The 25,949-nt window shown below is 49.7% G+C and carries 21 protein-coding genes; 9 read left to right on the forward strand and 12 right to left on the reverse strand.

Features of this window, described 5'->3' with window-relative positions:
• The first annotated feature begins 473 nt into the window (after positions 1–473).
• Together NR177_RS10125 and map are read left to right on the forward strand one after the other, a co-directional pair.
• Complete coding sequence (locus tag NR177_RS10125) at positions 474–716, forward strand: ParD-like family protein (protein WP_063876960.1); 243 nt, start codon at positions 474–476, stop codon at positions 714–716.
• On the forward strand, positions 716–1,501 hold the full coding sequence (map, locus tag NR177_RS10130; protein ID WP_063876961.1) for a type I methionyl aminopeptidase: 786 nt from the start codon (positions 716–718) through the stop codon (positions 1,499–1,501). The genes NR177_RS10125 and map overlap by 1 nt, the downstream gene beginning before the upstream one ends.
• Positions 1,502–1,613: 112 nt before the next feature.
• On the opposite strand, the gene NR177_RS10135 is transcribed toward map, so the two are convergent.
• Both NR177_RS10135 and NR177_RS10140 read right to left on the reverse strand, forming a co-directional pair.
• Complete coding sequence (locus tag NR177_RS10135) at positions 1,614–2,672, reverse strand: sensor domain-containing diguanylate cyclase (RefSeq protein ID WP_256852824.1); 1,059 nt, start codon at positions 2,670–2,672, stop codon at positions 1,614–1,616.
• 204 nt (positions 2,673–2,876) lie between these two features.
• A complete protein-coding gene (locus tag NR177_RS10140; protein WP_096011639.1) occupies positions 2,877–3,188 on the reverse strand; it encodes a hypothetical protein in 312 nt (103 codons plus the stop codon).
• Between the two features lie 170 nt (positions 3,189–3,358).
• Between NR177_RS10140 and NR177_RS10145 the strand changes: the two genes are divergently transcribed.
• On the forward strand, positions 3,359–4,045 hold the full coding sequence (locus tag NR177_RS10145) for a hypothetical protein (protein WP_109717685.1): 687 nt from the start codon (positions 3,359–3,361) through the stop codon (positions 4,043–4,045).
• Between the two features lie 290 nt (positions 4,046–4,335).
• Here NR177_RS10145 and NR177_RS10150 read toward each other — a convergent pair whose 3' ends face one another.
• Positions 4,336–5,157 (reverse strand): Cof-type HAD-IIB family hydrolase, encoded by an 822-nt coding sequence (locus NR177_RS10150; protein ID WP_256852825.1) that lies wholly within the window; start codon positions 5,155–5,157, stop codon positions 4,336–4,338.
• 227 nt (positions 5,158–5,384) lie between these two features.
• Between NR177_RS10150 and NR177_RS10155 the strand changes: the two genes are divergently transcribed.
• Positions 5,385–6,647: a DUF1479 domain-containing protein gene (locus NR177_RS10155; RefSeq protein ID WP_256852826.1), complete on the forward strand. Its 1,263-nt coding sequence runs from the start codon at positions 5,385–5,387 to the stop codon at positions 6,645–6,647.
• Positions 6,648–6,696: 49 nt separating this feature from the next.
• Positions 6,697–7,518 (forward strand): DNA-binding transcriptional regulator YciT, encoded by an 822-nt coding sequence (locus NR177_RS10160; protein ID WP_256852827.1) that lies wholly within the window; start codon positions 6,697–6,699, stop codon positions 7,516–7,518.
• Here the strand turns inward: NR177_RS10160 and NR177_RS10165 are convergent.
• Positions 7,462–8,469, reverse strand: coding sequence for a LacI family DNA-binding transcriptional regulator (locus NR177_RS10165; protein WP_256852828.1), 1,008 nt, complete (start codon positions 8,467–8,469; stop codon positions 7,462–7,464). The two genes, NR177_RS10160 and NR177_RS10165, sit on opposite strands and share 57 nt — an antisense overlap.
• 312 nt (positions 8,470–8,781) lie before the next feature.
• Here NR177_RS10165 and ascF point away from each other — a divergent pair, with 312 nt between their 5' ends.
• Together ascF and NR177_RS10175 are read left to right on the forward strand one after the other, a co-directional pair.
• A complete protein-coding gene (gene ascF, locus NR177_RS10170) occupies positions 8,782–10,230 on the forward strand; it encodes a PTS cellobiose/arbutin/salicin transporter subunit IIBC (protein WP_256852829.1) in 1,449 nt (482 codons plus the stop codon).
• A gap of 29 nt (positions 10,231–10,259) precedes the next feature.
• Positions 10,260–11,690 (forward strand): 6-phospho-beta-glucosidase, encoded by a 1,431-nt coding sequence (locus NR177_RS10175; protein ID WP_256852830.1) that lies wholly within the window; start codon positions 10,260–10,262, stop codon positions 11,688–11,690.
• 115 nt (positions 11,691–11,805) lie between these two features.
• Here the strand turns inward: NR177_RS10175 and NR177_RS10180 are convergent, their stop codons facing one another.
• Complete coding sequence (locus NR177_RS10180; RefSeq protein ID WP_256852831.1) at positions 11,806–13,572, reverse strand: sensor domain-containing phosphodiesterase; 1,767 nt, start codon at positions 13,570–13,572, stop codon at positions 11,806–11,808.
• An 837-nt stretch (positions 13,573–14,409) separates the two neighbouring features.
• Here NR177_RS10180 and NR177_RS10185 point away from each other — a divergent pair.
• Positions 14,410–14,649, forward strand: coding sequence for a hypothetical protein (locus NR177_RS10185; protein ID WP_256852832.1), 240 nt, complete (start codon positions 14,410–14,412; stop codon positions 14,647–14,649).
• Positions 14,650–14,937: 288 nt separating this feature from the next.
• On the opposite strand, the gene NR177_RS10190 is transcribed toward NR177_RS10185, so the two are convergent.
• A complete protein-coding gene (locus NR177_RS10190; RefSeq protein ID WP_109717693.1) occupies positions 14,938–15,708 on the reverse strand; it encodes a DeoR/GlpR family DNA-binding transcription regulator in 771 nt (256 codons plus the stop codon).
• Between the two features lie 524 nt (positions 15,709–16,232).
• Positions 16,233–17,426 carry a diguanylate phosphodiesterase gene (locus tag NR177_RS10195; protein WP_109717695.1) on the reverse strand — a complete coding sequence of 398 codons (1,194 nt, stop codon included), beginning with the start codon at positions 17,424–17,426 and terminating at the stop codon, positions 16,233–16,235.
• A gap of 692 nt (positions 17,427–18,118) precedes the next feature.
• Here NR177_RS10195 and NR177_RS10200 point away from each other — a divergent pair.
• Entirely contained in the window at positions 18,119–19,894 is a 1,776-nt protein-coding gene (locus NR177_RS10200; protein WP_109717696.1) for an EAL domain-containing protein, read from the forward strand.
• A 62-nt stretch (positions 19,895–19,956) separates the two neighbouring features.
• Here the strand turns inward: NR177_RS10200 and NR177_RS10205 are convergent, their stop codons facing one another.
• The 5 genes from NR177_RS10205 to NR177_RS10225 form a co-directional block, all read right to left on the reverse strand.
• Positions 19,957–20,628, reverse strand: coding sequence for a hypothetical protein (locus NR177_RS10205; protein WP_256852833.1), 672 nt, complete (start codon positions 20,626–20,628; stop codon positions 19,957–19,959).
• A gap of 272 nt (positions 20,629–20,900) precedes the next feature.
• Complete coding sequence (locus tag NR177_RS10210) at positions 20,901–21,413, reverse strand: GrpB family protein (RefSeq protein ID WP_256852834.1); 513 nt, start codon at positions 21,411–21,413, stop codon at positions 20,901–20,903.
• Between the two features lie 15 nt (positions 21,414–21,428).
• On the reverse strand, positions 21,429–22,301 hold the full coding sequence (gene rluF, locus NR177_RS10215) for a 23S rRNA pseudouridine(2604) synthase RluF (RefSeq protein ID WP_063876980.1): 873 nt from the start codon (positions 22,299–22,301) through the stop codon (positions 21,429–21,431).
• Positions 22,302–22,497: 196 nt separating this feature from the next.
• Positions 22,498–24,474, reverse strand: a complete 1,977-nt coding sequence (locus NR177_RS10220; RefSeq protein ID WP_256852835.1) for an autotransporter outer membrane beta-barrel domain-containing protein — start codon at positions 24,472–24,474, stop codon at positions 22,498–22,500.
• A 295-nt stretch (positions 24,475–24,769) separates the two neighbouring features.
• The gene (locus NR177_RS10225) at positions 24,770–25,648 is read right to left on the reverse strand and encodes a MurR/RpiR family transcriptional regulator (RefSeq protein WP_241568038.1); all 879 of its coding nucleotides are present in this window, start codon (positions 25,646–25,648) and stop codon (positions 24,770–24,772) included.
• Between the last annotated feature and the right edge of the window lie 301 nt (positions 25,649–25,949).

A 25,949-nucleotide genomic window follows, 5' to 3' on the forward strand; every position in this document is an offset into this window, starting at 1 on the left:
GTTCAGGCACCTTCGTGCCCGTCATTAAAATATCATCATCTGCCTTTAAACATCTCACCTATCGTAATCATCCTGACTAATCTGAACCGCTTCTTTTTTAACTGATGTGCCGAATGAAGGCGGATTCTCAGGAGTCGGCCCATTGCTGAAAAGACGGTTACCGTTATCCAGCACTGACCTGGCCGAATCAGACAGTATGGCCAGCGGTGATAAAAAATTTAGCCTTCACGGATAACCTTTGTACCGCTGACATAATGCACTCAGCGTCTCTGTTGCCGATTTTCAGATGTAGAGTATGGTTCAGGATCTGCCAGAGGGCTTAAAAATCGCAATCTGGAAAACGGGCCTGACACAGGTGCGCTGGCGGATGAATATTACTGAAACGTTCGGACCCGCTGTGATTTTTTTCTTTAACTCTCCCTTCATAACGCGTAGCCTGTATACAAAACGTATATATTCCATATAGGCTTCGTATGGGCATTGTCAAAATATCCGATCTGATGCATGAAAACCTGCGCATTGCCAGCCAGGCAATGAGCCGCTCGATCAACGCTCAGGCTGAGCACTGGTTAAAACTCGGTATGTTGGCCGAGCTGTATCCTCAACTGACACAACATGAGCTGGCTCAAACTTTGATCCGTATCGAAATGAACGGCGGCGCGGATATTCGCCAGGTGCTACATAACGCCGATTTAGCCTCACAAGGAGAAGTGTAATGGGGACCGTTAAGATCCATTCCGCAGAAGAAATTGAAAAAGCACGTGCTGCCGGACATGCTGCAGCCCAGGTTTTGGCAATGATTACCCCGCATGTGCGCCCGGGAATCACGACTGAACAACTGGACGATATCTGTCACGATTTTATCGTGAATGAACTTAAGGTTACGCCAGCCAACATCGGCTATCACGGTTACACGCGCACAACCTGCACCTCTGTGAATCATGTGGTTTGCCACGGTATCCCTGCTGCCAAGAAATTAAAAGACGGCGATATTGTGAATATCGACGTAGCCGTTATTAAAGATGGCTGGTATGGCGATACGAGCCGAATGTATTTTGTTGGCACACCGTCCGTACGCGCCAAACGCCTGGTCGATATTACTTATCAGTCCCTGGTCGCGGGCATTAAAACGGTGAAGCCCGGCGCAACCCTGGGTGATATTGGTGCCGCCATTCAGCGCCTTGCTGAAAACGCCGGTTTTTCGGTGGTGCGGGAATATTGTGGTCATGGCGTGGGCGAGATTTATCATACTGATCCACAGGTTCTTCATTATGGTACCCCAGGCGAAGGGATGCCGTTGAAGGCAGGGATGATTTTCACCATCGAGCCCATGATCAACGCAGGCAAAGCCGGCACCAGCGTCCTCTCTGATGGCTGGACTGTGGTCACGAAAGACCGATCGCTTTCAGCCCAGTGGGAGCATACGGTGGCGGTGACTGAGACAGGGTTTGATTTGCTTACGCCCTGGCCTGAAGGCACTGGCGACTATCCTGCAATCTGATAGCAAAAGCCGCCTTGAGATAAGGCGGCGTTAATTTCCGGCTGATTACAGTATCGGTAAGCTGATGTTAAACCAGTAAAAAAGCGCCCGTGCTACACCGCTTCATGTAACCTCAGGCCTGCCATAATTTGAGATCATTACGCCCCGATCGCTTAACCTCATACAGGGCTTCATCAGCGCGTCGCAGCCATTCATGTATAGAGCTGGCTTTTTCCGCACAGGCAATACCAATGCTGACTGAACATCTGAACTCTGCAGAAGCAGGCAAGCGTAATTGCGCAATGTTTCGTTGAATGGTTTCGGCCAGCCTGACGATGTCAACGTCATTTGAGTCACGTACGATCACGCCCAGTTCATCGCCACCAAAGCGCGCCGGGATATCTTTCATGCCTACGCTGTCACGCAGCAATCCGGAAATTTCAGCCAGTAGAAAATCCCCTGCTTCATGACCAAAGGTATCGTTGACGTTCTTGAAATGGTCGACATCAATAAGTATCAGGTATGCCTTGCTGTCTCCACGCCGGGTGCGCAGGAATTCACTTTCAAGCCGCCGTTCAAACAGGCGTCGGTTAGGAATTTGCAAACTGGGGTCCATCAAGGCGATCCTTTCCAGCTCCCGGTTCTTCTGGCGCAGATTAAACGTCAGATTATGGGATACCACGCTTAGCGCCAACAGATAAAACGTGGCCAGCGGTATCGTAAGCCATGCCGAACGGATGCTAAATTCCATCAAAACCGGCGCGCCCTCTATTGTCCATACCATGATAAAGGCAAAGAGAAACGCCTGCAGTGCAGAGAGAAGTTGTGGCCAGCCTCCGGCGGCATAACGGTCAGAGACCAGTACCGCCATAATGACAAAGGATGGCATCGGGCTCACGGCCATGAGTGCTACCCAAATACCGCCGAAGGCGGCATCGAGCGTTAAATTGGTTCGCTCTCTGGCGGTTGAATCACGTGATGTAATGGCAAGGCAATATGCCAGGCAGGGCCAGATAATAACGTTACTAATCAGTAAGACCAAAATGGCGGGTTTTTTGCCCAGCTCCATCAAAACGGATGCAATCGGTAAAGCGCATAAAATTGTACCCAGTTGGCGCATGGCGAACATGCGACGGACAAATCGCGTGGATCGCATCTTAAGATGATGATCTTCGGGGGAGTAATAAGTCATTCGCAAGCGTAATTGACGGTATATTCAGCGCAGTTTATCCATAAAAAATGTAAACCGCATAAATTTTTAAGCGTTTTACCGCTTTATTTATTATTGTTTTTACTTTGCTCGACGCTGATTTTGTACAGGCAGTTTAGTGAGAGTGGCATAAGCCCAACGATAAACAGAATTATATCGTCAGGCGTCAGCATCATTATTCTGTCGTTATCTTCTGCGGCCTTTTGCGACTGAAGCAGACCAGTTAAAGTCGCTAACTTCACTCGCGGCCATTGATGAAGGTTTCTTTTTCCTGACCGGTTTTTTGCTCTCTTTTTCTGCTTTTAACTTTTCATTAAGCAGTTTATCGGCCATCACCTGCTGGCGGGCTTCAGTGTTAAGCTCTTTTTCTTTTTTGCTGTCAGGCTCTTTGCCGGTGCGTTGACGGTGCTTTTCCATCAGATTTTGAAGGGCTTCGTTAACGGCAAGTCGCTCTTCATCACTGAACTGATCGATGGAAATCATCTTCTTGTCATTCATAATCGCTTTCCTCGTGGTAAGTTCACTAGCAGTGTACATCATGCGGCTGTCGTAAAACGCATTACCTGATACTTAACTGACTCAGCCTGAAGATTTTTAACGTGTGAAGCTTGTATCATTTCCTCTCAGGCAGACTAAAATAAGCGGAAATTTTACTGAGAATCCACGTAATGAATATTCCCCTGCACAGTGACCACAAGCCTTTTATCGAAGCCCTGCTGGATGAAAAGGTTGACGCGATTGAAATGCACTCGCCCCAGGCTGAACATATCGAACGCGCTTTCACCGTTGCGCTTCAGCAAAAGAACCGCGAAGCCGAGGCAGACTGGAAACGCACGATAACCTTTTTAGCGTTGTTCGTGTTCCTTTATGCCGCGCTGGGTGCCTCGTTGACGCTGGACCTGAGCCCAGCCGGGGCGAGCCATAAAAGTATTGAGTATGCGCTGGAAGCCGTTCCAGTCCTGATTGCGTTTTCAGGCTTTTTTATCTCCGTCCTGTATCTGTTTATTGTACGCACGGGTTCACGACAACGTCGTAACTGGCAAAAAACCATCCTGATTTTAGAAAGATACACGACTGGAAACCTGTTTAAACTGACGCATCAGCAAGGTGCCGGCACCAGTAACTACTCGCTCTCGTCCATCATGCTAGCCCTGTCGATGTTCATTTGTCTGACCTGGTTGATTATCTATAACTATCTGACCTTCACCACCAGCGGCGTATTTGGCAGCGTGATTTCCCTGTTTATCAGCACGATGGTTTATGTGATTCTGGATATTCAGCTGCTGAAGCCCTGGCGATCGGATGCTGAAACGCAACCGTCAGGCACCGAAGAAGAGAAGAAAGCCGACAAATAATCCCCATCAGCCCGGTGTAAGCCGGGCTGTGGATCGCTATTCTGCAAGACCTGAAAACTACGCGGATGCTGACTCTGGGCTTTTACTACTGTCACTTACAGTATGTTGTAACTATAAGCGACAACTTTTATGATGCTTTGGTACACCCACGACGCTGGCACCTTACGCTGCCAGCGTCGTGAAAAGCTAATCATACACCTTTAATAACATCATTGATGTGACACTGTCACACCGATCTAATACACGGCATTTGCCTTTATGGGCACAGCACAAATCCCGGCGTTAAGGCGTTATTCAAAGGGAAACTCGCGCGCCAGAATCCGGGCAATTACGTTTAGCGCCCCTTCATCCTGATTGCTTTCAGTTTTAAAACGCGCCACGGCGGATACCGGCTCTACGGCATTGGCCATCGCAAAACTGAAACAGGCCTGACGCAGCATTTCAATATCGTTCGCGCTGTCGCCAATCGCCACCACCTCACAATCGCTGATGCCCCATTTTTGTTGCAGCAAAGCAATGCCATGTGCTTTCTGACAACCAGGAATAATCAGGTCGATAAAACCATAGCCACTCGATACGGGATGCATTATATGATCGATCTCGCCGAGTTTGTTATGCAAACGATCCATCAGGCTTTCAATGCCTTCGTGCGCCAGATTAAGCGAAAATTTAAAAATGGTGTCGTCAATATCATAAAGATTATCGCGCTTTTCGAGCCGATAATAATGGTTATTGAGCATCTGAATAACGCTTTCAGGCATGGAAGAATGAACATAAGCGCCCTTACGTCCACAAACGACCGTGCTGATATCCGGCTCTTTTGCCAGTATATCCAACACGCGGTGCATGCTTTCCCTGGCCAGCTCACCACAAAAAATTTCCTGGTCGCCTTCTGACACCCACGCGCCATTTTCGGCGACAAAGGCGATTTCATTTTTGATGTCAGGAAAGTAGCGCTGTAGCTGATAATATTGATTGCCACTGGCGACAACAAAGCGAATGCCTTTTTGTTTTAGCAGGGCGTACTGGCGTGAAAAACGCTGAACGTTGTACTGCTTATTTTCGTCCAGAAAAGTCCCATCCATATCAACTGCAATCATCCTTACTGCCATTGTCGTTCCCCCTTGTCTCCCGGCCTGAATAGGCTGACTGTTGCTTCAAGCTTACTCGCTGCAGGGATTAATGAGAATTCCAATCATTAAATATCCTTCTGTTAGCTCACATTGTGCGCCAGTCGCGATTTTACCCATCAGCAATCTGTTAAACATAAGTTCATCTTTCGAATGTAATGAAAAAAATCTTCATCTGAAATATAAACTATCTGTTAAGGGCCACAATTATGACTGTGAAGCTTCAACACACACCGTTACCCCACGATATTTCAGCAGCGATCCGTCAGTTTAAGCAGCAGGTGCATCAGCAGATCGGCGATGTTGAAGGCTTATTCAGTGAGGTTTGCAATAAAATCGAGCAGGCCATAAGCCAGGCCAAAGCGGAAGAACAACAGAGCGGCAGTGCCTGGCCGGTGATTTCACCCGAACAGATTACAGATGGCACGCTGCCCCCTGAGACACGAGAAAGAATAAAACGTCGTGGCTGTGTGGTCGTAAAGCAGCATTTTCCCCGAGAACAGGCGCTGGCATGGGATGCCGCCATGTTGCGTTATCTGGATGACAATCAGTTCGATGCACAGTATCGCGGTCCCGGGGACAATTTTTTTGGAAGTCTCGAAGCCTCCCGGCCTGAAATTTATCCAATTTACTGGTCTCAGGCGCAAATGGAGGCGCGCCAGAGTCATGAAATGGCACAGGTGCAGTCGTTTCTAAATCGCCTGTGGCGATTCGAATCCGAAGGTCAGCAATGGTTCGATCCGGATGTGAATCTTATCTATCCGGACCGAATTCGCCGACGTCCGCCGGGAACAACGTCGAAAGGGTTGGGGGCGCATACGGATTCCGGTGCGCTTGAACGCTGGTTGTTGCCCGCGTATCAACGCGTCTTTCGCTCGCTTTTTGACGGCAATGTTGAGCGTTACGACCCATGGAATGCAGCCCATCGTAGCGAAGTGAACGAGTTTGATGTTCCCGATACCACAAAATGCTCGGCTTTCCGCACGTTTCAGGGATGGACTGCGCTCTCCGATATGATGCCCGGTCAGGGCTTACTGCACGTGGTTCCCGTGCCGGAAGCCATCGCCTATGTCCTGCTTCGACCGTTATTATCGGATGTGGCTGACGATGAATTGTGTGGCGTTGAGCCGGGGCGCGTGCTTGCAGTAAATGAAAAATGGCACCCACATTTGATAAAGGGATTATGCTCGGTACCGGCTATAACGGCGGGCGACTCCGTCTGGTGGCACTGTGACCTCATTCACGCCGTCGCACCGGTTGAAAACCAGCAGGGCTGGGGCAATGTTATGTATATTCCCGCTGCGCCCATGTGTGATAAAAACCGGGCCTACGCGCATCTTGTCGCGCGCGCACTTGAGCAAGGCCATTCCCCTGCTGATTTTCCTCCTGAGCACTACGAAGCTGGCTGGAAAAATCGCTTTACCCTCGCCGATCTTAATCTCAACGGAAAACGGGGGCTGGGTTTAGCCTGAAACCCGTATCGCTTAATGTCAGCTTAATCCATGGATGCAGAGAACTACGATGAATACGCGTCAGCAACAAATTATTGAACTGGTTAATTCACGTGGCAGCGTCGCCGTCAGTGAGCTGGCTCAGCTTGTCGGTGTTTCAGAGGTCACGGTACGTCAGGATCTCAACCAACTGGCGCAACAGCGGGTTCTGCGTCGGGTTCATGGCGCGGCCCAGGCGCTGGACAGCGACGATGTTGGCACGCGCATGAACACCCGTTATGGTATTAAGCTGGCTCTCGCCCGCTATGCCGCTGATCTGATCAACGATGGCGAGTCTGTACTGATTGAAGGCGGCAGCACCAATGCCCTGCTGGCGCGCATACTGGCCAGCCGCAAAAGCCTGACGTTAATCACGGTGAGCCACTATATCGGTCACCTGCTTAAAGATGCGGCTTGTGACGTGATTATTCTGGGTGGCATGTTGCAAAAGAGCAGCGAATCCTTAACCGGCCCGTTAACCCGCTACTGTATTCAGCAGATTCACTTTCACAAAGCCTTTGTTGGCGCAGATGGCTGGCATCCGGAAACCGGCTTTACCGGTCGCGATATGCAGAGATGTGATGTGGTTGACGCCGTGCTGGCGAAAGGCGCAGACAGTTATGTTCTGACCGACAGATCTAAATTCGGGCAAATACATCCTTATCCCTTGTCGTCCGGTTATCAGCCTGGCCACGTTATTACAGAGGATGGGCTTTCCCCGGACGTGGTGGCCCGGCTTTCTGAGCAAGGTATCGCGCTGATGCAGGTCGGGATCGCCGCCTTGCAGGCAGAGACGTCAGGGGGCAACAGTGATGGAGTCGCGCAGGACAAGGCTTCCCTTAAAAGGCGTTAACGTCGTTAACTCGCCGCCATCCAGCATCGAAACCAGCCGGTTAATGGTCTCGTTAATCATATCGGTTACGGGAAATTTCACGCTGGAAAGCGCAGGAATAATGTAGGGCGCCAGCGGGATATCGTCAAAACCAATCACGGAGACTGTCCCTGGCACAGCGATATTATTTTCCGTCAGCTGTTTGATGGCCCCAATAGCCATTTCATCGTTGCTGGCGACGATGGCACTGAAGGATTGCCCCCTTGCGAGCAAGGTTTTCACCGCCAGCATGCCGCTTTGCGCGGTCCACTTTCCGTGCACAATAAGCTGCGGATTGATGGCGATTCCCTGCGCGCGTAGCGCGGTTTGGTAGCCCGAAAGCCGTTCCTGACTGGTAGGTGAATCCAGTGATCCCGTAATAAACGCGATATTACGATGGCCCTGCTCCATCAGATAACGGACGGCCATCTGGCTGGCCATGTGCTGATCGCTATAAACGCAGAAGCTGTCATTGATACGCAGGCGACGATTAATGACCATGACAGGTTGCTTGTGCTGCGAGATCATCGCGTCCAGCTCGTCAATGCTGAGAAAGCGCGGATAGATAATAATGCCATCGCAACGCAGGTCGAGCAGAAACTGGATAGCCGCACGCTCCTGTTCCGCGGTGTGTTTACCATCGGCCAGGATCAATTGACGATTTTGCTGCTCCATAATTCTGGCAGAGTGCGACATCAGCTCACTAAAAATATTACCGCTGTAAAGTGTGTTGGTGACCACCAGCCCAATGGTTTGGCTACTTTTGTTCGCCAGGTTGCGTGCCAGCAGATTTGGCCGATAGCCTGTCTCTGCAATGGCCTGTAATACGCGATCTCGTTTCTCCTGCCCCACATAACCATTGCCCGACAACACTCGCGATACTGTCGCTTTTGAGACGCCGGCGCGTTTTGCTACTTCAGATATTGTTGTCATGTTCTCGCTGCCCGTGTCCTCAGAGTAAATGCAGTCTACCTAAGCCTTTCATTATTTGAAATATTTGCCCTTAGCCCGGCATAGCGCTCTTTTCCACTTCAAGTGATTGCCATCACAAAAATAACAGATGGTCATTTTACGCTCTTGTTTAAACAGTAAAACATCTTCATGATTTTGTGAAACCGGTTTCCTATTTAGCTGCCCCTTCGGTCAGATGCAACCTGAGTCAGGCTGACTGAAGGCGTATAACAATAAAGCGGCGGCTCCAGCGGAAACCCGAGCGCATTTTCCTCTACCCTACGAGATAAAATCATGCCAGGAAATTATGCAGAGATTTCACAGGCTATCGTTAATAAGCTGGGCGGTCTGAACAATATCAGTGCCGTCACGCATTGTATGACTCGCCTGCGTTTTGTGGTGAAAGACGATAGCCTGGTTGACCTTGCCGGATTAAAAACCCTCAATGGCATTATGGGCGTTGTGCATACCGATACACAGTTGCAGGTGATTATTGGCAATGATGTGTCGAAAGCTTATGAGGCAGTTTTGGCATTGGGCGATCCGCAGTCAGACGGTACTGCGCCCAGGAAACGGCGACTCACGCTAAAAAGCGTGGGGGCCGGTATTCTGGATGCGCTGGTCGGCACCATGTCACCGCTGATTCCCGCCATTATCGGCGGTTCAATGGTCAAGCTGTTGGCCATGATCCTGGATATGGCCGGTGTGTTTGAGAAAGGCTCATCGACTCTGGTCATATTGAACGTGATTGGAGATGGTGCTTTCTTCTTTTTGCCCATTATGGTGGCTGCGTCAGCGGCGCTTAAATTCAAGACGAACATGTCACTGGCGATAGCCATCGCTGGCGTCCTGGTGCATCCCAACTTTATTGACCTGATGGCTAAAGCGGCGCAGGGACAACCCGTCGAGTTTGCTTTTATCCCGGTAACGGCGGTGAAATATACCTATACGGTAATACCGGCGCTGGTGATGACGTGGATTTTGTCTCACATTGAACGTGGTGTGGATCGTATTACGCCTGCGGTAACAAAAAACTTTCTGAAGCCGATGTTGATTGTGCTGATCGCCGCACCGATTGCGATTGTTTTGATTGGCCCGATTGGTATCTGGATCGGCAGTGGAATCTCCGCCGTGGTTTACACCATTCACGGTTATTTGGGCTGGCTTTCGGTTGCGATTATGGGCGCGCTCTGGCCCTTGCTGGTGATGACCGGCATGCATCGGGTTTTCACACCCACTATTATCCAGACCATTGCTGAAACAGGTAAAGAGGGCATGGTTATGCCTTCGGAAATTGGCGCTAATCTGTCCCTTGGCGGCTCTTCGCTCGCCGTCGCCTATAAAACGAAAAACCCGGAATTACGTCAAACCGCACTGGCAGCAGCAGCCTCTGCCATTGTGGCCGGCATTTCTGAACCGGCCCTTTACGGTGTCGCTGTGCGTTTAAAACGCCCTTTGATTGCCAGTATGATCAGTGGGTTTATTTGTGGTGCCGTCGCCGGCATAGGCGGTTTGGCCAGCCATTCGATGGCATCACCCGGATTGTTTACCAGCGTTCAGTTTTTTGATCCAGCCAACCCGATGTCCATTGTTTGGGTTGTCGCGGTCATGGTGCTCTCTGTGGTGCTGTCATTTATTCTTACCCTGATTCTGGGCTTTGACGATATTCCTGAAATCACCAGCCTGGCAGCATCACAACCTAAGGTTTCACCTGAAAAAGCAAAAGCGGCTAACGCTAGCTGATCATTAATGACTGTGTTAAAGAGGATTTCATGTCTGAATCACGATTCCCGCAAGGATTTTTATGGGGCGGTGCCTTATCCGCAAATCAGTCAGAAGGCGCTTTTCTTGAAGGCGGGAAAGGATTAACCACCGTTGACATGCTCCCCATCGGGCCTGCACGTATGCCGGTCAAGCTGGGTCAGGAAAAACGTGACGCACTGCGGGACGATGAATTCTATCCCAGCCACACTGCGATCGATTTTTATCATCGTTATCGTGAAGACATCGCTTTAATGGCAGAAATGGGCTTTACGGTTTTTCGCACGTCGATTGCCTGGAGCCGTATTTTTCCGCGTGGCGATGAAGTCACGCCTAATGAAGAGGGGCTGGCTTTTTATCGCGACCTGTTTACCGAATGTCGCAAGTACGGCATTGAACCCTTAGTGACGCTTTGCCATTTTGATGTACCTATGCATCTGGTTACGCAATACGGTTCGTGGCGCAATCGTAAAATGATCGATTTTTTTGCCCGTTATGCACACAGTTGTTTTGAGGCGTTTGATGGTTTAGTGAAGTACTGGCTGACCTTTAATGAAATAAATATCATGCTGCACAGCCCTTTTTCGGGCGCAGGACTGGTATTTGAACCGGGTGAAAACAGTGAGCAGGTTAAATATCAGGCCGCTCACCATGAGCTGGTGGCAAGCGCGCGGGTGACAAAAATAGCTCATGAAATCAACCCGGATAATCAGATTGGCTGCATGCTGGCTGGCGGCAATTTTTATCCCTGGTCGAGCAAACCTGACGATGTCTGGGCGGCGCTGCAAAAAGATCGTGAGAATCTGTTTTTCATTGATATTCAGGCGCGGGGTGCCTATCCCGCCTACTCTGCTCGCCTTTTCCGCGAGAAAGGCATCCAGATTGAAATGGCAGAAGATGATGCTGATGTACTCATGAACACCGTCGATTTCGTGTCATTCAGTTACTATGCTTCCCGTTGTGCGTCCGCCGATATGAATGAGCAGAACAGCAGCGCGGCAAACGTGGTGAAATCCCTTACGAATCCGCATATTCAGCGTAGTGAATGGGGCTGGGGCATCGATCCGCTTGGACTCCGCATCACTATGAATATGATGTACGACCGTTATCAGAAACCGCTTTTCCTGGTGGAGAATGGCCTGGGCGCACGCGATGAGGTCAATGATGAAGGCGAAATTATTGATGATTATCGCATCAGCTATTTGCGTGAGCACATTCGGGCGATGGGAGAGGCGATAGGTGATGGGATACCCGTAATCGGCTACACCACATGGGGCTGTATTGACCTGATTGCCGCCTCAACGGGTGAGATGAGTAAACGCTATGGGTTTGTGTATGTCGATCGTGACGATCGTGGACAAGGCACGCTGGCCCGGCGGCGAAAAAAATCCTTCTGGTGGTATAAAAAAGTGATTGCCAGTAACGGCAGCGATCTGGATTGACGGCACAACGCGCATTCACCTTATTGCTGCCCGAGTGCGCGTTGTGCAAAACGCGCTGTACTCAGCTTGACTGACCGCACTGAGAAGGCGACAGATACTGTCGCCTTTATCGCGTTTACTTCTGCAGTAACCAGTGTTCGATATCGCTGGCTGGAAGCGGTTTCGAAAAGAAGTAGCCCTGGATTTGATCGCAGCCGTATTGCTTCAGCAAACTCAGCGTGGCTTCTGTTTCTACACCTTCTGCCAACACCGTATAGTCCAACTCCTTCAACATCTGGATAATGCTTCTGACGATAATTCTGGAGGCAGAATCGCTATCCATCCGACTGATTAAAGACATATCGACCTTAATCACATCTAACGGAATTTCCTGCAGGTAACTAATGTTGCTGTAGCCTGTACCGAAATCGTCCAGTGAGATAATAAACCCGTGGGCTTTAAGCGCTTCGAGTCCATTAATCGCCACATCGCTTTCCGTTATCAGCTCATTTTCCAGACACTCCACGCCCATTAATGATGTTGGCAATTCTGCAGCCTGCATCTTACTGGCTAAACTGGAAGCAAACTCCGCTCTGGAAAAGTCACGTTCGCTGACGTTGACGGATACTGGGATTAATTCAAATTCTTTATTCCACTGCGTTAGCTGAATGATGACGCGATCGATAACCCAGTCAGTCAACACCGAAATCAGGTTGGTTTTTACGGCCAACGGTATAAAGTCGACGGGAAACAGCTCGCCTCTTTCCGGATGGTGCCAGCGAATTAATGCCTCAAGCCCAACGGTTTTTCCCGTCTTTAAGCACACCTTTGGCTGATACGCGAGGTACAGGCCTTCGTCTTTTTTAAGCGCCTGGGCCAGATCGTTCATAATCAAGAAATCTTCCGTGCGCCGCGAATCGTATGCATGATCGAACGTCATAGCACCACCGTTCTGGTGAATACATTCGTGCAACGCACTGACCGCCTGACGGACAACTTCATTTGCATCAATATCGCGGGAAACAAACTCGGTCTCGCCTGCATAAACGTCGATATCAATGGTGATGTTATCCGCTAAATCTGCTTTAAGGTTGGTTAACACCTCAATGGTACTTTGCGCGCTATAGCCGCCAAAATAAGGCTGGATTAATGCAAAGCGCCCCGGTGCAAATGAATAAAGCATGTCATCTGGCTGAAGCTGAAGACGAGCGCTGACCAGCCCGGCAATTTGCCTGAGTAAGTTTTCCACTGGCGCAATGCCAAAGGTACGTGATAACTCATATGCCTGGGGAATATCAATACAGTCGATAAGGATCATGCGAAAACGACGATCGGGATTGCTGACGGCCAGCTGTTGCATGTCGCGAATCAGGCGTGGCCGGTTCGGTAGATGCGTAATCAGATCGGTGAAACTGGCAAGATTCCATGCATCCAGAAAGGATGTCACCAGTCTTGCCAGCGACTTCAGTGTTTCCAACTGCTCATCACTAAACATATGAGGCTGCGTATCGGTCACGCAAAGCGTCCCTAACACCAGCCCTTCCAGATTGGATAACGACACGCCCGCATAAAACCGAATGTGAGGTTCACCCTCAACTAAGGGATGAAAAGTGAAGCGGCTGTCTTGCAATGTATCCTGTACAACGAGCTGCCCGTCGCCATCAATAACATGACGACACAAGGAAACTTCGCGTGCTGATTCTTTGAGGTTAAAGTTGCGGGAAACCTTAATATACTGATTTTTATCATCAATAATTGAAATAAAACTGCCTGAAATACCCAGCGCCTGCGCGGCAAGATGAACAAATTTTTCCAGCACCTCATCCCTGGTAATATCAGGTGACAAAAGTGCTTTAACCGCTTTAAGACGATTTTCGTCATTGCCACTTTGATTATCGTGCACAACAGCCTCCCCTTGTGCGGGTGCAAAAAACGCAGAAAAACAATTTAGCTTAAATTTAAATATTTAGCGCCATATTAACCGACAATTTATAGCAAACAGGGGCCATGTGCGACTGTATAACATGCGCGAAACTGTTTTCAGAAATTTTTAACATGATACCGTGCTGCCAGCATCGGGTTTGTCGTTTCTCTGAACAACAGGAGCGATTAATAACCCCTAAAAGCGGTAATTAAATAATCGCGCAAATAATAACAATTGTTATTACTCTTATGGTTATCATCAATCCCTTAAAGGCGCTGCCGCTAATCCTGATGGCCTGAGAAATAATACCAGAATCCTTTTAATTCAAGTTGTTAATTCTGTGCAATTGATCTCTTTGGGTCGTGTTGCCCAACCTGTTACCGTTACATCTTCATTGCGTTGCTGAAGTCAAAATCGTCGCTCAGTGACACGATCACAACGCGCAGTAAAGGATCAGTGAAGCCAACATCCATAACCGCGTCCCTGTGTGTGCATAGCTGCATAAATAATTTGCGGATGGAGCAAGGCCTGGCCGCTTAAGGCGGCTTTTCCATTGTGCGCGGCGGCGGTTGTCGATGCAGACTGTAGCAGCCCTTCTGTCATCGCCCCTCACTTTCCTTTAGATCTCTGTGTGAACAGACTTCGAAATCTTCCCTTCACGTAGTAAGCTACGCCCTTACAGCCAACATGGGCTATCTTCCCCTGACCGTTCTGCAACGACGAATACTCACGGGCGCCTGTTTGACCACGATTAACTGATTTAAACCCCCAGCGCCTCCTCAGGGTTGCTGGTCAGGGTTGTTCAGGAATGGAAGTATGCTTACCGAAGAACAGTTGAATGATATTGTCAGTCACCCGGATGATGTTTCACATCAGGTTGTGGCAATGGCGAAAGAGTTACTCGCGTACCGTGCCGCTTTTGCACATCCTTACGCGGTCATAGAGCCTTTGGGAATGACCTATATTGGCGACGAAAATGCGGCGATGGTCTGGCATCCAAAACATGTTGAAGAAGGTGACACCTGTCTGTATCTGAAACCCCGTATCGAAGCCTAGTGGTGACACTGCGATGCTGATCGTTGTACCTATGCGCCACGTACGTCAGGACAGAGTAGCCATGACAGATGGCTTATTTCAGGCTCAGAGAAGGCATGCATCTTTCAGATTGCCCATTAATTTCACCATCACCATTCACGCCTTGCGCTATGCTGCCGTTCGCTTTTACAGACGAGGATTACACCAGGGCGCGAAGGTTTCAGCGACATTCACGCAAGAGAGCCGTCACTGCTTCAGGCTACCCGAATACCTGTTGCGCAGGCTGCCTGATTAGCACAATGAGGCTGTTTATAACGGATCTGCGATGGTCAGCGTCGGCGTCAGGTTTGACTGCAGTGCTTGCCTGATCTCAACGTCCAGATTAGCATCGGTGACAATATCGGTGAGCTCATTTAAATGCACCACATTGAAGAGTGACCATGCCCCATATTTTGAGCTGTCCGCCAGTAAAATCCGGCGATGAGCGTTCATTATCAGATCGTGTTTCAGTGCCGCTTTTTCTTCTGTCGGGGAAGTTACGCCTTTAGCGAGGTCCCAGCCGTTGCCACTCAGAAACGCAATATCAGGATTAATATTGTTGAGCATTTTACGCCCGTGATCGCCAATACAGGACTGGCTGCTCTCATCAATGCGCCCACCGATTATTGTCACTTCGATTTGTTTGAACTCTGAGAGAAACAGGGCGATGTGTAAGTCATTGGTAATCACGCGCAAAGGCATATGGGTAATTTGCCGGGCCAGTTCAAACATCGTGGTGCCCGCATCCAGAATGACAGCATCGCCGGCTTTAACAAAGCTGGCCGCCACGCGCGCGATAGCATGTTTTTCCACCAGATTACGCGAGGACTTTTCCAGCGTGGTCGGCTGAGAAGGGATAAACCGATTCAGTGTCACACCGCCATGTGTTCGGCTGACAACACCTTCGTGATCGAGTTTAATCAGATCGCGTCTGATCGTTGCCGGTGAGGCACCCGTTACCGTAACAAGCTGCTCAACTGTGACCAGATTATTCCCTTTGAGGTAATTCATTATCGATTCTAAACGGCTGTTTTCTTTCATATTATAAATGCCCGATAAGGTTTTTATTTTCCGTAATGCCGCTATGATCGCAAACTGTGCTTTTTCTGTCCAGGCAATCTCGGAAAAGAGGATTACGCCGACGCATTTGTAAGTGTGAATGGTTGTTTTGGCACAACGGCTCATTCGCAAAATGCGAAAGACGGCATTAGGTGCAGCGAAGAGAAAACATCCCGCTCTTTTCAGGAAAATTAATCCCGTAAATAATGTCGGTGCGCCTGGCTAATTTTATTTGCCGTTTAAAAGTCCGGTATTTTCTCAGCTGTATGTCTTTTCCTATAACGCTTATAACGCACGAATAAAGACAGCTATCTCGGTAAACAGGCGGGCGAACGTTATATCCAGAGCAGGTTTTATCTGGGTATCAAAGGGGAATGTAGCGCGTACAACGTGGGGAGCATCATGATTGAAGTCAAAGGGGAATGAGAGCAGCGATCCATGCTGCTGTTGATATATCGCAAAGCGTTTAATAGCTGCGCTATTCGCCGCGAGGCGATAGGGCAACACTACATAGCATCACGATATTCAGGCCAGGCAACCGCATCGGCATGACCCGAACCTGCGGAGGCAAACAGACTGCCCTGGAAGTTGATAATGCCCGCCGCTTCAAGCCACATCCACTCCTCGGCCTTAACGATACCAGCTGCGATCACCGTGATCTCTAAGGCAGAACAGCATTTGATAATCGCCTGGACAACCGCCTGCTTAGGGCCGCTCCGATGAACATCCGTTGTAATACTGGAATCGATACGAATGCGATCGGGCTGGATGTGTGTCAGTAACGACAGGCCAGCCGATCCCGCACCAAAGTTATCGACGGACAAACTGATACCTGCGGCTTTGAGCTGCCTGACGGCAACGGAAAACGCTTCGAGTCTGGAGATGACTTCGGTTTCGCTCACGCCAAGCACCACCTGTTCCGGGACTAATCCGGCCGCATTGATTGTCGAGACAATCTTTGCAACCGCATCCGGTACCACCACCAGCGTCATGGGAAGCAGGCTCACATACAGGGTCATTTCATCCGGACAGGCCCTGCCCGCCATATCGAAAGCCTTGATCACCGCCTCGAGGTCAGCATCATGTAACGCTTGCTCGGAGCCGTTCTGGTCAGTGCCACGATGACGCGTATCCGTGATTGCCTCAATCGCTGTGACCTGTCTGGCAAGGGGATCGACCACCGGGCGGAAACTAATACCGGAGGAAGCGGGTTTTGCCGTACTCACCGCAGGACGATCGGGAATAAACTCCCAGTATTCGGATGGCAAAACCTCGTAATAGTTTTCTTTCTCACGCGCTTCGACAAAGGTACGCAGAAACTGCAACGCCCTGTCAGCGTAGGTCAGTTGGTACTTAGACGTGCCTTTATCGAGTACAGCCTGAAGCACGGTTGAACGATCGTGCTGGCGTAAATCAAACAGCTCCATACCGGCATTACCAAACCGACGGGATGGTGCGTAGTCACGCATCAATTCAACCACGTTGTGATGGCGGCGAGCGGCACAGATGCGCTGGTAAACGGCAAGCACGCCCTCTTCAGGGCCTTCCAGTAACTGGAAAAAATGGGTGCCATTAAAGAGCAAAATGCCGGTCACTTCATGGGAAGCATTGAATATGCTGGCATCGTCCACCATGTCAGGAAGCGTCTTAACGGGCACGTCATCTGAGATGTGGCTGCGATAAATAATTGTGGTCAGCAAAGGGCAGCTCCAACGTCATCGTGATTGAGGCTGTTAGCTTATCAGTTATTGTCCTGATATGCAGGTATCGGTTGGGAGATGAGCACGATAATTTACATTAATATGCAACAGAAATGATTCTCAAGTAAGACAACGCACAGGTTGGCCCTGTAAAAAGGTTATCACCTCAATGATTAATTTTATTTATTTAATGTCGCATTTCCCATTTCACGCATTCAGAGATAATGCTGCGGCTCAGGGCTGTTCATAACCCCCTGCCCGCTGTTAATCATGATTAATCCCTTGTATTACCAGCTAATTTCACAAAAACCCCAGAATGCGGCGATGTGGTACACTAACTTATGACGTTTACCCGGTTATTCTCACGCCCGATCATACATTAACAAAAGCAAACTATAGAGTTAATTTAATTTAGCGCACAATATTAAGTGAACGCGACCCTGTTTAATTAAATAACTGCAATGTTATTTAACCTTACTGGCCAGAAAAAACCTTTTAAAAATGACACTGACGCCAATGATAATTTTAATTTGCGTTAAGTGGGCAGGGATAAAAAAATAATTACGCCTTGACCCTTCTAAAGAAAAATTAATTTAATTGCTTTTGCCTTTTATAATGATTGGGCTTTATTTTCGCTATTTATCGTACACTCTTCTTTTGCAGTTTCATTGAGCAAACGGGCAGGAGCGGAAATGTCTACGGAATCTAGCGACAAGGAACATCACCGCACCAGTGCAACAAAAGCACTTAGTCTTTCCGATCGGGGCCGGGATGAGGTGCTGAAAAAATTCTTGCGTCTGGCCAGTCAACTGCTGGGTATCAATGGAAGTTACATTACTGTTCTGAACGATGACCAGCATATTGTTCGCGCCAACTATAATATTGAGCTGCAGGATACGTCACGCGAGCAAGCGCTGTGCCGATATGTTGTGGAAGGCGGCGCAACGGTCATTGTACCGGACACCACCTGCGATTCACGTTTTGCCCATCATCCACTGATCAGGCATGCACCTTTCATCCGCTTTTATGTAGGTACGCCGCTAAAAAACCGCAATGGCCAGATACTGGGCACGCTGTGTTTGACGGATACGGTGCCGCGCCCTTTCAATGACCAGCAAAAAAAAATAACAGAATCCCTGGCTGGGTTAATCATCGCTTTTCTTGATGCCTGGCACTCCGCAGCTTTCATCGAACCGGTTACCGGGTTAGCCAACCGCGAACGTCTTATTCGCGATATACAGCACCTTGCCACCCAAAAGGATAAATCGCTGCGCCGTTTGGTGTTGATTGATTGTATCGATATGTCACGCGCGTTTGAGTTATCCCGATCGTTGGGCATGGCCGCGCTGGAGTCACTGCTGAAAGATGTCGCGACACTATTGCTGTTACGCCTTCGGCCAACTAATGGCTGCCAGTTTTACACTATCGCAACAGGACGTTTTGCCATTTTAACCCAGGCTGACAGCCCCGTGAGTGCAACCTGGGTGGCTGAGCGGCTGGGAGCGATTAGCGCTGATATGGGCGACGGTCTGACCATGGCGCTGACGACCTATACGGAGCAAACTGATTTTATTGCCAGCGATGCGCCGCCTTATGAAGTCCTCCGGCGGGCAGTCAATGCGCTGGAGTACATCAGCGGACAGACATTATCGCAGGTTCGTTTTGATGAAATCAGCGACATAAGCTGTGCGACTGATGTCACCTTGATGAGCGACCTGGCAGAAGCCTTACGGCACAATCACGGCTTATTCTTGGTTTTTCAGCCCAAAGTCTGTATTAAAAGTGGTAAACCCGTTGGTCTTGAAGCACAGGTGCGTTGGCATCATCCGTTACGCGGTGAGCTGTTAGCAGATCACTTTGTCGCTCTGGCTAAAGGAACGGAACTTGATACGCAACTGACAACCTGGCAGGTCGACAGCGCCATTTCCCGTCTTAAACGTTTACGACATCATCCTGTCCAGTTGCCAATAACAATCAGTATTAATGAGCGAGATATTGCTGACAGCACGTTTGCAGAAAAACTGGCTGAAAAAATGCTCAAGGCAGCCCTTCCCACATCAATGCTTATCATCAACATATTGAAAACCGAGCATATGATTGACAGTCCAACCGCTATGCTCGGACTGGAAATGCTCAGGCTTTCAGGCTTCAGCATGTCATGGGAAGATACGGCTAAGGGCTACAGCAAAATACGTTACCTACGACAGAGCCCGCCTGAAGTCATAAAACTTGATAACGTACTGGCAAAAGAACTTAATGCCAGGATCACGTCACGTCTGATTGCCCACAGCATCTTTACTACCTTAAAAGCGCTCAATACCCTCGTGCTGGCCGATGGAAAAGATTACCCGCCATCGGTTTCTCCGCCTTTAGAAGACCGTGACGATGTTGCACGTGAGTATTTTAATATAAAGCCAATGGCTGAGACAGAGCTTGATACCTGGCTTAAATGGAAGCTGCCTGGCTGAGATCCTGGATAATGACGTTTTAACCAGAGCAGGTTTCTGCCCACTCCGCGCTCACCGTTTTTTTATTTCCTCGCAAGGTAACGTTTACTGTCACGAGCCTGAATACGCGCGGCCGTTGGCGAAGGGAAAATATAATTAAACAGGTCACGATACAGGCCCAGATGTTTAATCACGCCTTCACGAATGTTTTTGGTGATGTCATTGACCAAAAAGTCGCTCGTAGTATTGAAACTTCCCATTTTAAAAAAGGCTTTATCAAAAACGGTAATAGTACCTTCCCATTTCATATGATATTCATCTCGGGCGACATCATGGGTGGCAATAAACAGGCCTTTATGTGTTTTTACACCGTGGTTGCCCACATACGTCACCTGTGAATCGTAGCCACGCTTGTTGCGCCAACGGCAAAATTCATAAGGCACATCATAATGCGGCAAAATAAAATCGGGACAGCGAAAATTCTCATCACTCAATAAGCCTTCCAGCGTGACGGAAAAATGCAAAAAATCCTGCATGAAATCGAACTGTCGGGTTTTAGTTAATTCAACGTTGATGGTGAAATGACCTGAGTGCACATACCAGTAATTAGTAAATCCATTCACGAGAATACAAAATACCTGCCAGTCACTGAGCCGTCGATCCCCGGCTAATCCTCTGAAACGGCTGATCATCAACCTTGATTTCGGGTTCTGATACGCCTTAAGCAACGGATCATTCATACCTTTCAGTAACATCAGGCCCACTCCTTTGTTATTTGGCTTATCCTGCCATGCCGTTTTCATCCTGAAAAGGTGGCGTCCTCTGATTGTGCGGCGTTAAGCACGGCTTCAGTAATGCTTTAATCACTCGCGCGCGCTACACAGGTATCTTCACCCCATCCTGTCCGTTGTTTTTGTATGAGGCTACGGATTTCAGGCGCGCTTATTTCCTGAGCAGGCAAGCACACGCAGGGCTGAAACGGTTGTCGGGCGTCAGCGGATATAGCGTTAAAATTTGAGCGGATAAATCAGAATGGGAATATGGCTAATGCCCGTTGCTGATGACAGGCAATAAAATCATGTTTCAATTGAACGTAAATCTTGATGTCGCCCTGACAGGCAAGTTGTGCAGCGCGTTTAACCGCCGCATATTCATCCCGTACCTTTGGAGAGTGGCGTAAATAATCCCGAAAGGCGAGATGCCGCCTGATATCGGGGCTGCCAGAGATAAAAGCATGAATGTGGTGGGTCCGCGCCTCCGCACCTTTCGTGAAATAGCGTCTCCCCGGCATCCCGTTTTCTCCGCGCGATTGGTAGCCCATCTGTATTAGCGTCTCAGCAGTCGGGGAGTCATGATTTAACACTTCTGTCAACATATCGATGACGGGTTTTGCCGCTAAGCCCTCCACAGCTGTACTGCCAATGTGATGGATTGCCACAAGCGTGTCGCCCAGCGCCGCCGCAACAGCGGCAGCTTCAGTTAAAAAGTGATCTGCCCATTCAGGCCGGTATTCACTGATAATTAGCGGACGTGGACGCATTGACAGGTACCTGTGTTAACGCCCTTTTTTCTTACGGCCGGGCTGGTTGAAACGCTTGCGCGACGCAGATTTATCCTCGGTCTTATCACCCTGCTTAGGTGCACTTTTCATCGGCTTTTTCGCCGCCGGACTTTTTTGTGATGTTTTCTTCGCTGGTTTTTCATCCGAGGATGAGTTTTCCAGTAATTTGAACAGCTCGACTAATTCATCATCCGTCAGATCGCGCCATTCACCCAAGGGAATGCCCTTGAGATTGACGTTCATGATGCGCGTGCGTTCAAGCTTCGTCACTTCATAGCCAAAGTGTTTACACATGCGACGGATTTGCCGGTTAAGACCCTGAACCAGCGTAATACGAAACACATAAGGCGCTTCTTTCTTTACTTTGCATTTTTTGGTCACCGTTCCCAACATAGGAACGCCTGCCGCCATGCCCGCAATAAACTCATCGGTAACAGGTTTATCGACGGTAACCACATATTCCTTTTCGTGGTTATTGCCGGCACGTAAAATTTTATTGACCAGGTCGCCATGGTTGGTCAGAAAAATTAAGCCCTGAGAATCTTTATCAAGACGACCAATAGGAAAAACGCGTTTGCTGTGATTAACAAAGTCACTTATATTATCGCGCTCACCCTCTTCCATGGTGGTAATAATCCCGGTGGGCTTGTTCAGTGCAATCAGCACTAAATCATCTTCATCACGTGGCTCAATTAACTGACCATTCACTTTTACGACATCGCCGGCAAAAACCTGGGCGCCCACCGCGGCGCGTTTGCCATTGATGAAAACGTTACCCTGTTCGATAAAGCGATCGGCATCGCGACGAGAGCATATTCCGCTCTCACTGATGTATTTATTGAGCCGTGTAGATGAATTGGTCAGCATGGTTCCTCCAAAAACGCGAACTATACCTTACCAAAACACGCTTGCGAAGCGGGTGGCGTCAAACTTTCTGTGCCACCTGCCCCGTCACGCCGGAAGTCATCATTGCACGCAATAACGTCATTGCAATGGATGAATTGATCCGGCTTAGTCTGATAAGTAAGACTGAAATGTCTCGCGTCCCTGCGAATCACTCACTCTAAAAGCGTGCGCTCAGACCCAGGTTCCATGTGACTTCATGATAATCACTGGCACCCGCCACCGTCGATACGGCGGCATAAGCGGTTACCGTATCGCCGAAGGGTACGTTCGCGCCAACAGCCATATCCACCCAGTCTTTATCCTGGCCAGCACTGGTACGTCGGAAGGCAGTACGGGTCGATTTTAAACCTGCGCTCACTGAGGAGTCAGTATCTCCAAACTGATGGTTATAACTCACCTGCGCCCATGGATTGATCCATAAGCCTTTGGTGTCGACACGCCAGCCTGCTGCGCCAACTTGTGAGTGCCGGGTTTGCCCGGAGAACCGCATCGCACTGCTGCTGCCGCCGAGCTCCTGGTAACCGTCCGCCTTAACATAGTCCAGCGCATAGCTGGCAACGGGCCCGGTGGTGACCACATCGCCTAACGGTAAATCCCAGCCCGTTTGCAGCCGCATCCCCATGAGTTTTCCTGCGCTGCTTCCCTGTTCTGTGCGGGTAGCGGGCCCGAGTTTAATCTGACGTTCTATCCCGTCATAATCCAGATCCGCATAGTGAACATCGGCGTTCACCCACAGCTGATCCAATAGCTGAAGCTGGCTCCAGAGCGCGACCATGTTGCCACGAAGCCGGTAATCATAACGATCAGAGGGCTGCTGCCGTTGACTGGCAGTCGACAGCAATGCCCCCGCCTGCCAGTTATCAGTGAGCTGATAACCGATGCCAACAGACAGATTAGCGGTATCGGTGTCGCCATCGTTAAAAACATCATCTTTGTTGCGGGCGTGCTGACCGGCATAACCGCCAAACACTGTGAACTGACCTGCTTCTGAAGCTTGCTTGCGCTGTTGCTGTAAATGACCATCCAGTGTGTTGTGCATATCATGCAGCATGGCCAGGGGTGCCTGGGTCAGCACAGCCACCTGGGCGGGCGCATCCAGAATCGACTGGATGTAGTCAGCGATAATGGCATGTACGGCAGGACTGGGATGAAGACGATCGGCAAACAGATAATTTTGCTGGGATGAAAAACCCGCTGTTGCTGAGGTGCAGTTTACGGAAGAAGTGCCGGGTGGACAGGCCATGCCTGCCGTATTACTCAGCCCGTACAGGGCGGGATTTTGGATGACTTCACTGAAGAGTCCATTGATATCCACCCGAACAATATTTCCCTGGGTGGTTGCCAGTGCGTTTTCTTCAAGTTGGTTATACCGCGCGGTCAGTGCTGCCGCCTGACCGCTCAGCTGCTGCCATGCTGCAAATAACTGTTGCGCAATCAGGTCGCGAACGGCGGGTACACTTGAAAGTTGCGCGGCGGCCTGATTAAACGCAGCCTGAATGGCCTGCTGTCGCGCTGCATTATCAGGCGTGGCTGCCGCGTCCAGAGACTGAAACGCAGCAGTCACGGCAGCGGAACTGAACGGCTGAAGAATCGCCTCTATTAATGCGGGTGTCGCCCCCACATTGGGTACCGTCGGCACAATCACGGTGCCCGCGCCAGCATCAAGTAGCGCCTTGACCTGGCTGGCTGCCGCGCCTGCACTGTTATCAACAATCGATGTGGCCAATGGCGGAAGGGCAACCGCCGCCGCCAGATCGTTGCCGCCTATCCAGTGAATATACAAGCCATTGGGATCGGCCCGACCATTGGTAGAAGCCAGATAACGGGCAACCTGATCCTGAGTATTAAATTGTGGATTAAGGGCAGGCACAGCAACGGCGCCTCCTGCTGCGTAATTGCTACCGCCAGCGGAAGAGGGTTGCAATGTCAGCCCTGCTTCGCGAGCGATAATTTCATCATAAAGCAGATTATTTGCGGAATTATACGTAAACCGGCCGACGTTTCCTGTATCGCTCAGGCTGTCACCAAATACGGTAAGACTGTCCCATGCCATTACCGGCAGCGGGGTTATCAGGGCACTCATGGTGGCAAGGGCCACTAGCGACACAGGAAACCATGCACGATCTTTCTTCATGATTAGCTCCGTTCAGGGACGTAACAAGGATGGATAAATCGAAGAACAGCAAATAACGTCACGGCAGAGTAATAGCCGTTGATTGAAGAACGCTCCAGGCGAAAGCAGGCGTGCGCTCGCAAAAACAGAAATTTTTTTTAAAATTCCGAAAAATGCCAGCCCCCTGCTCATCGCTGATGCCGGGATACGTTCAAAAATGCGCCTTAACGGTTGAGGGCGACTGTTCAGCCCTGGGCCGTGGCAACGCGGGATTTGCCAGATTATCGTCCAGCTTTGTTACATCAAAACGGATGTGCTATTTCTTCGTCGCAGGCTTAAGCCCTCTGTAGAGATCCTGCAGACGTTTCATCGTTTTCACTGTGCGGTCTGGCAGGGAAGAGGCAACCGATAAAATCATCATCTCCAGGCAAACCATGACGGTGCCATGTAGTGGGATGCGGCCATTTTCTCCCCCGCGCGGAACGTGGATCACCACGTCAGCTTCCCGGGCAAAAAACGAGTCGGTGGCATTGGTGAGTAAAATAACAGGAATGCTGAGCCTTTTGGCTTCGCGTATCACGGTACTGCCCTCACGATGCGCTGACTTCTGCGCCATCATCACCAGTACATCGCCCCGTTGCAAAGCCAACATTTGCTCCGCCAACGCAATGCCTGCACGATTAAGTGAAAACGCCGGTAAGCCAATGCGGTTTAACAACCGGGCGCTGTAATCAGCGAGGATGCCTGAGGCATTGATCCCAAAAATGGCAACCTGACGGGCTTCGATCATCAATGAAGTCGCATCAGCCAGCGCCTGACGGTTGTGCTCAGAAGATAAAACGTGGCACGCATGAAGATGTCCCTGCAAAACAAAGTCTATTGAGGAGGAGACATCACGCGTCACGTCATTCACCGTGGTGATCATCTTCTCTTCAGAAGACATGCCAGGCCCGAACCAGGCCTGCAGCACTTTTTTGAGATCGCGCAAACCTGAAAAACCCAGCGCCTGGATGGCACGGATAACGGTGGCGTCAGACGTATGGTTAGCAGTAGCAATTTCCATTGCCGTACTGTCAATCACCGTTTCCCGGTTGTCATTTATATAATGTGCGACCACCAGAAGGCGTGGAGAGAGTTGTTGCTCACGTGAGCGTAAACGCTCACCCAATATGTCAACGCGGCTTTTAGCTTGCATTCCGATGATCGTCCGCCTTTTTTAAATAGCAAAAACACTGCGACATACCCTTTTCGTTTTCCCGGTTAACTAAGCACAGGTGAGAAAATCCCCTTGCCTGAGGCTCAGTAAAGCTTTTAAGGACCCGGTTTACTCTTTCGCTTTCCACAGATAGTAAACCTGCAAACTGTAGTCAGAAAGCCAGCAATGCGGAAAGCAGCCGTCTGCTTACCACCCATCGCCTGCCGAAATCCGTTTTGGAAAAGGGATAATTACCTTTAATTTCATTAAGTAACAAGCAAAAACCAGCCAGGACAACGCA

Source organism: Pantoea sp. Fr+CA_20 (genome assembly GCF_024520835.1).
GTDB lineage: Bacteria > Pseudomonadota > Gammaproteobacteria > Enterobacterales > Enterobacteriaceae > Pantoea > Pantoea allii.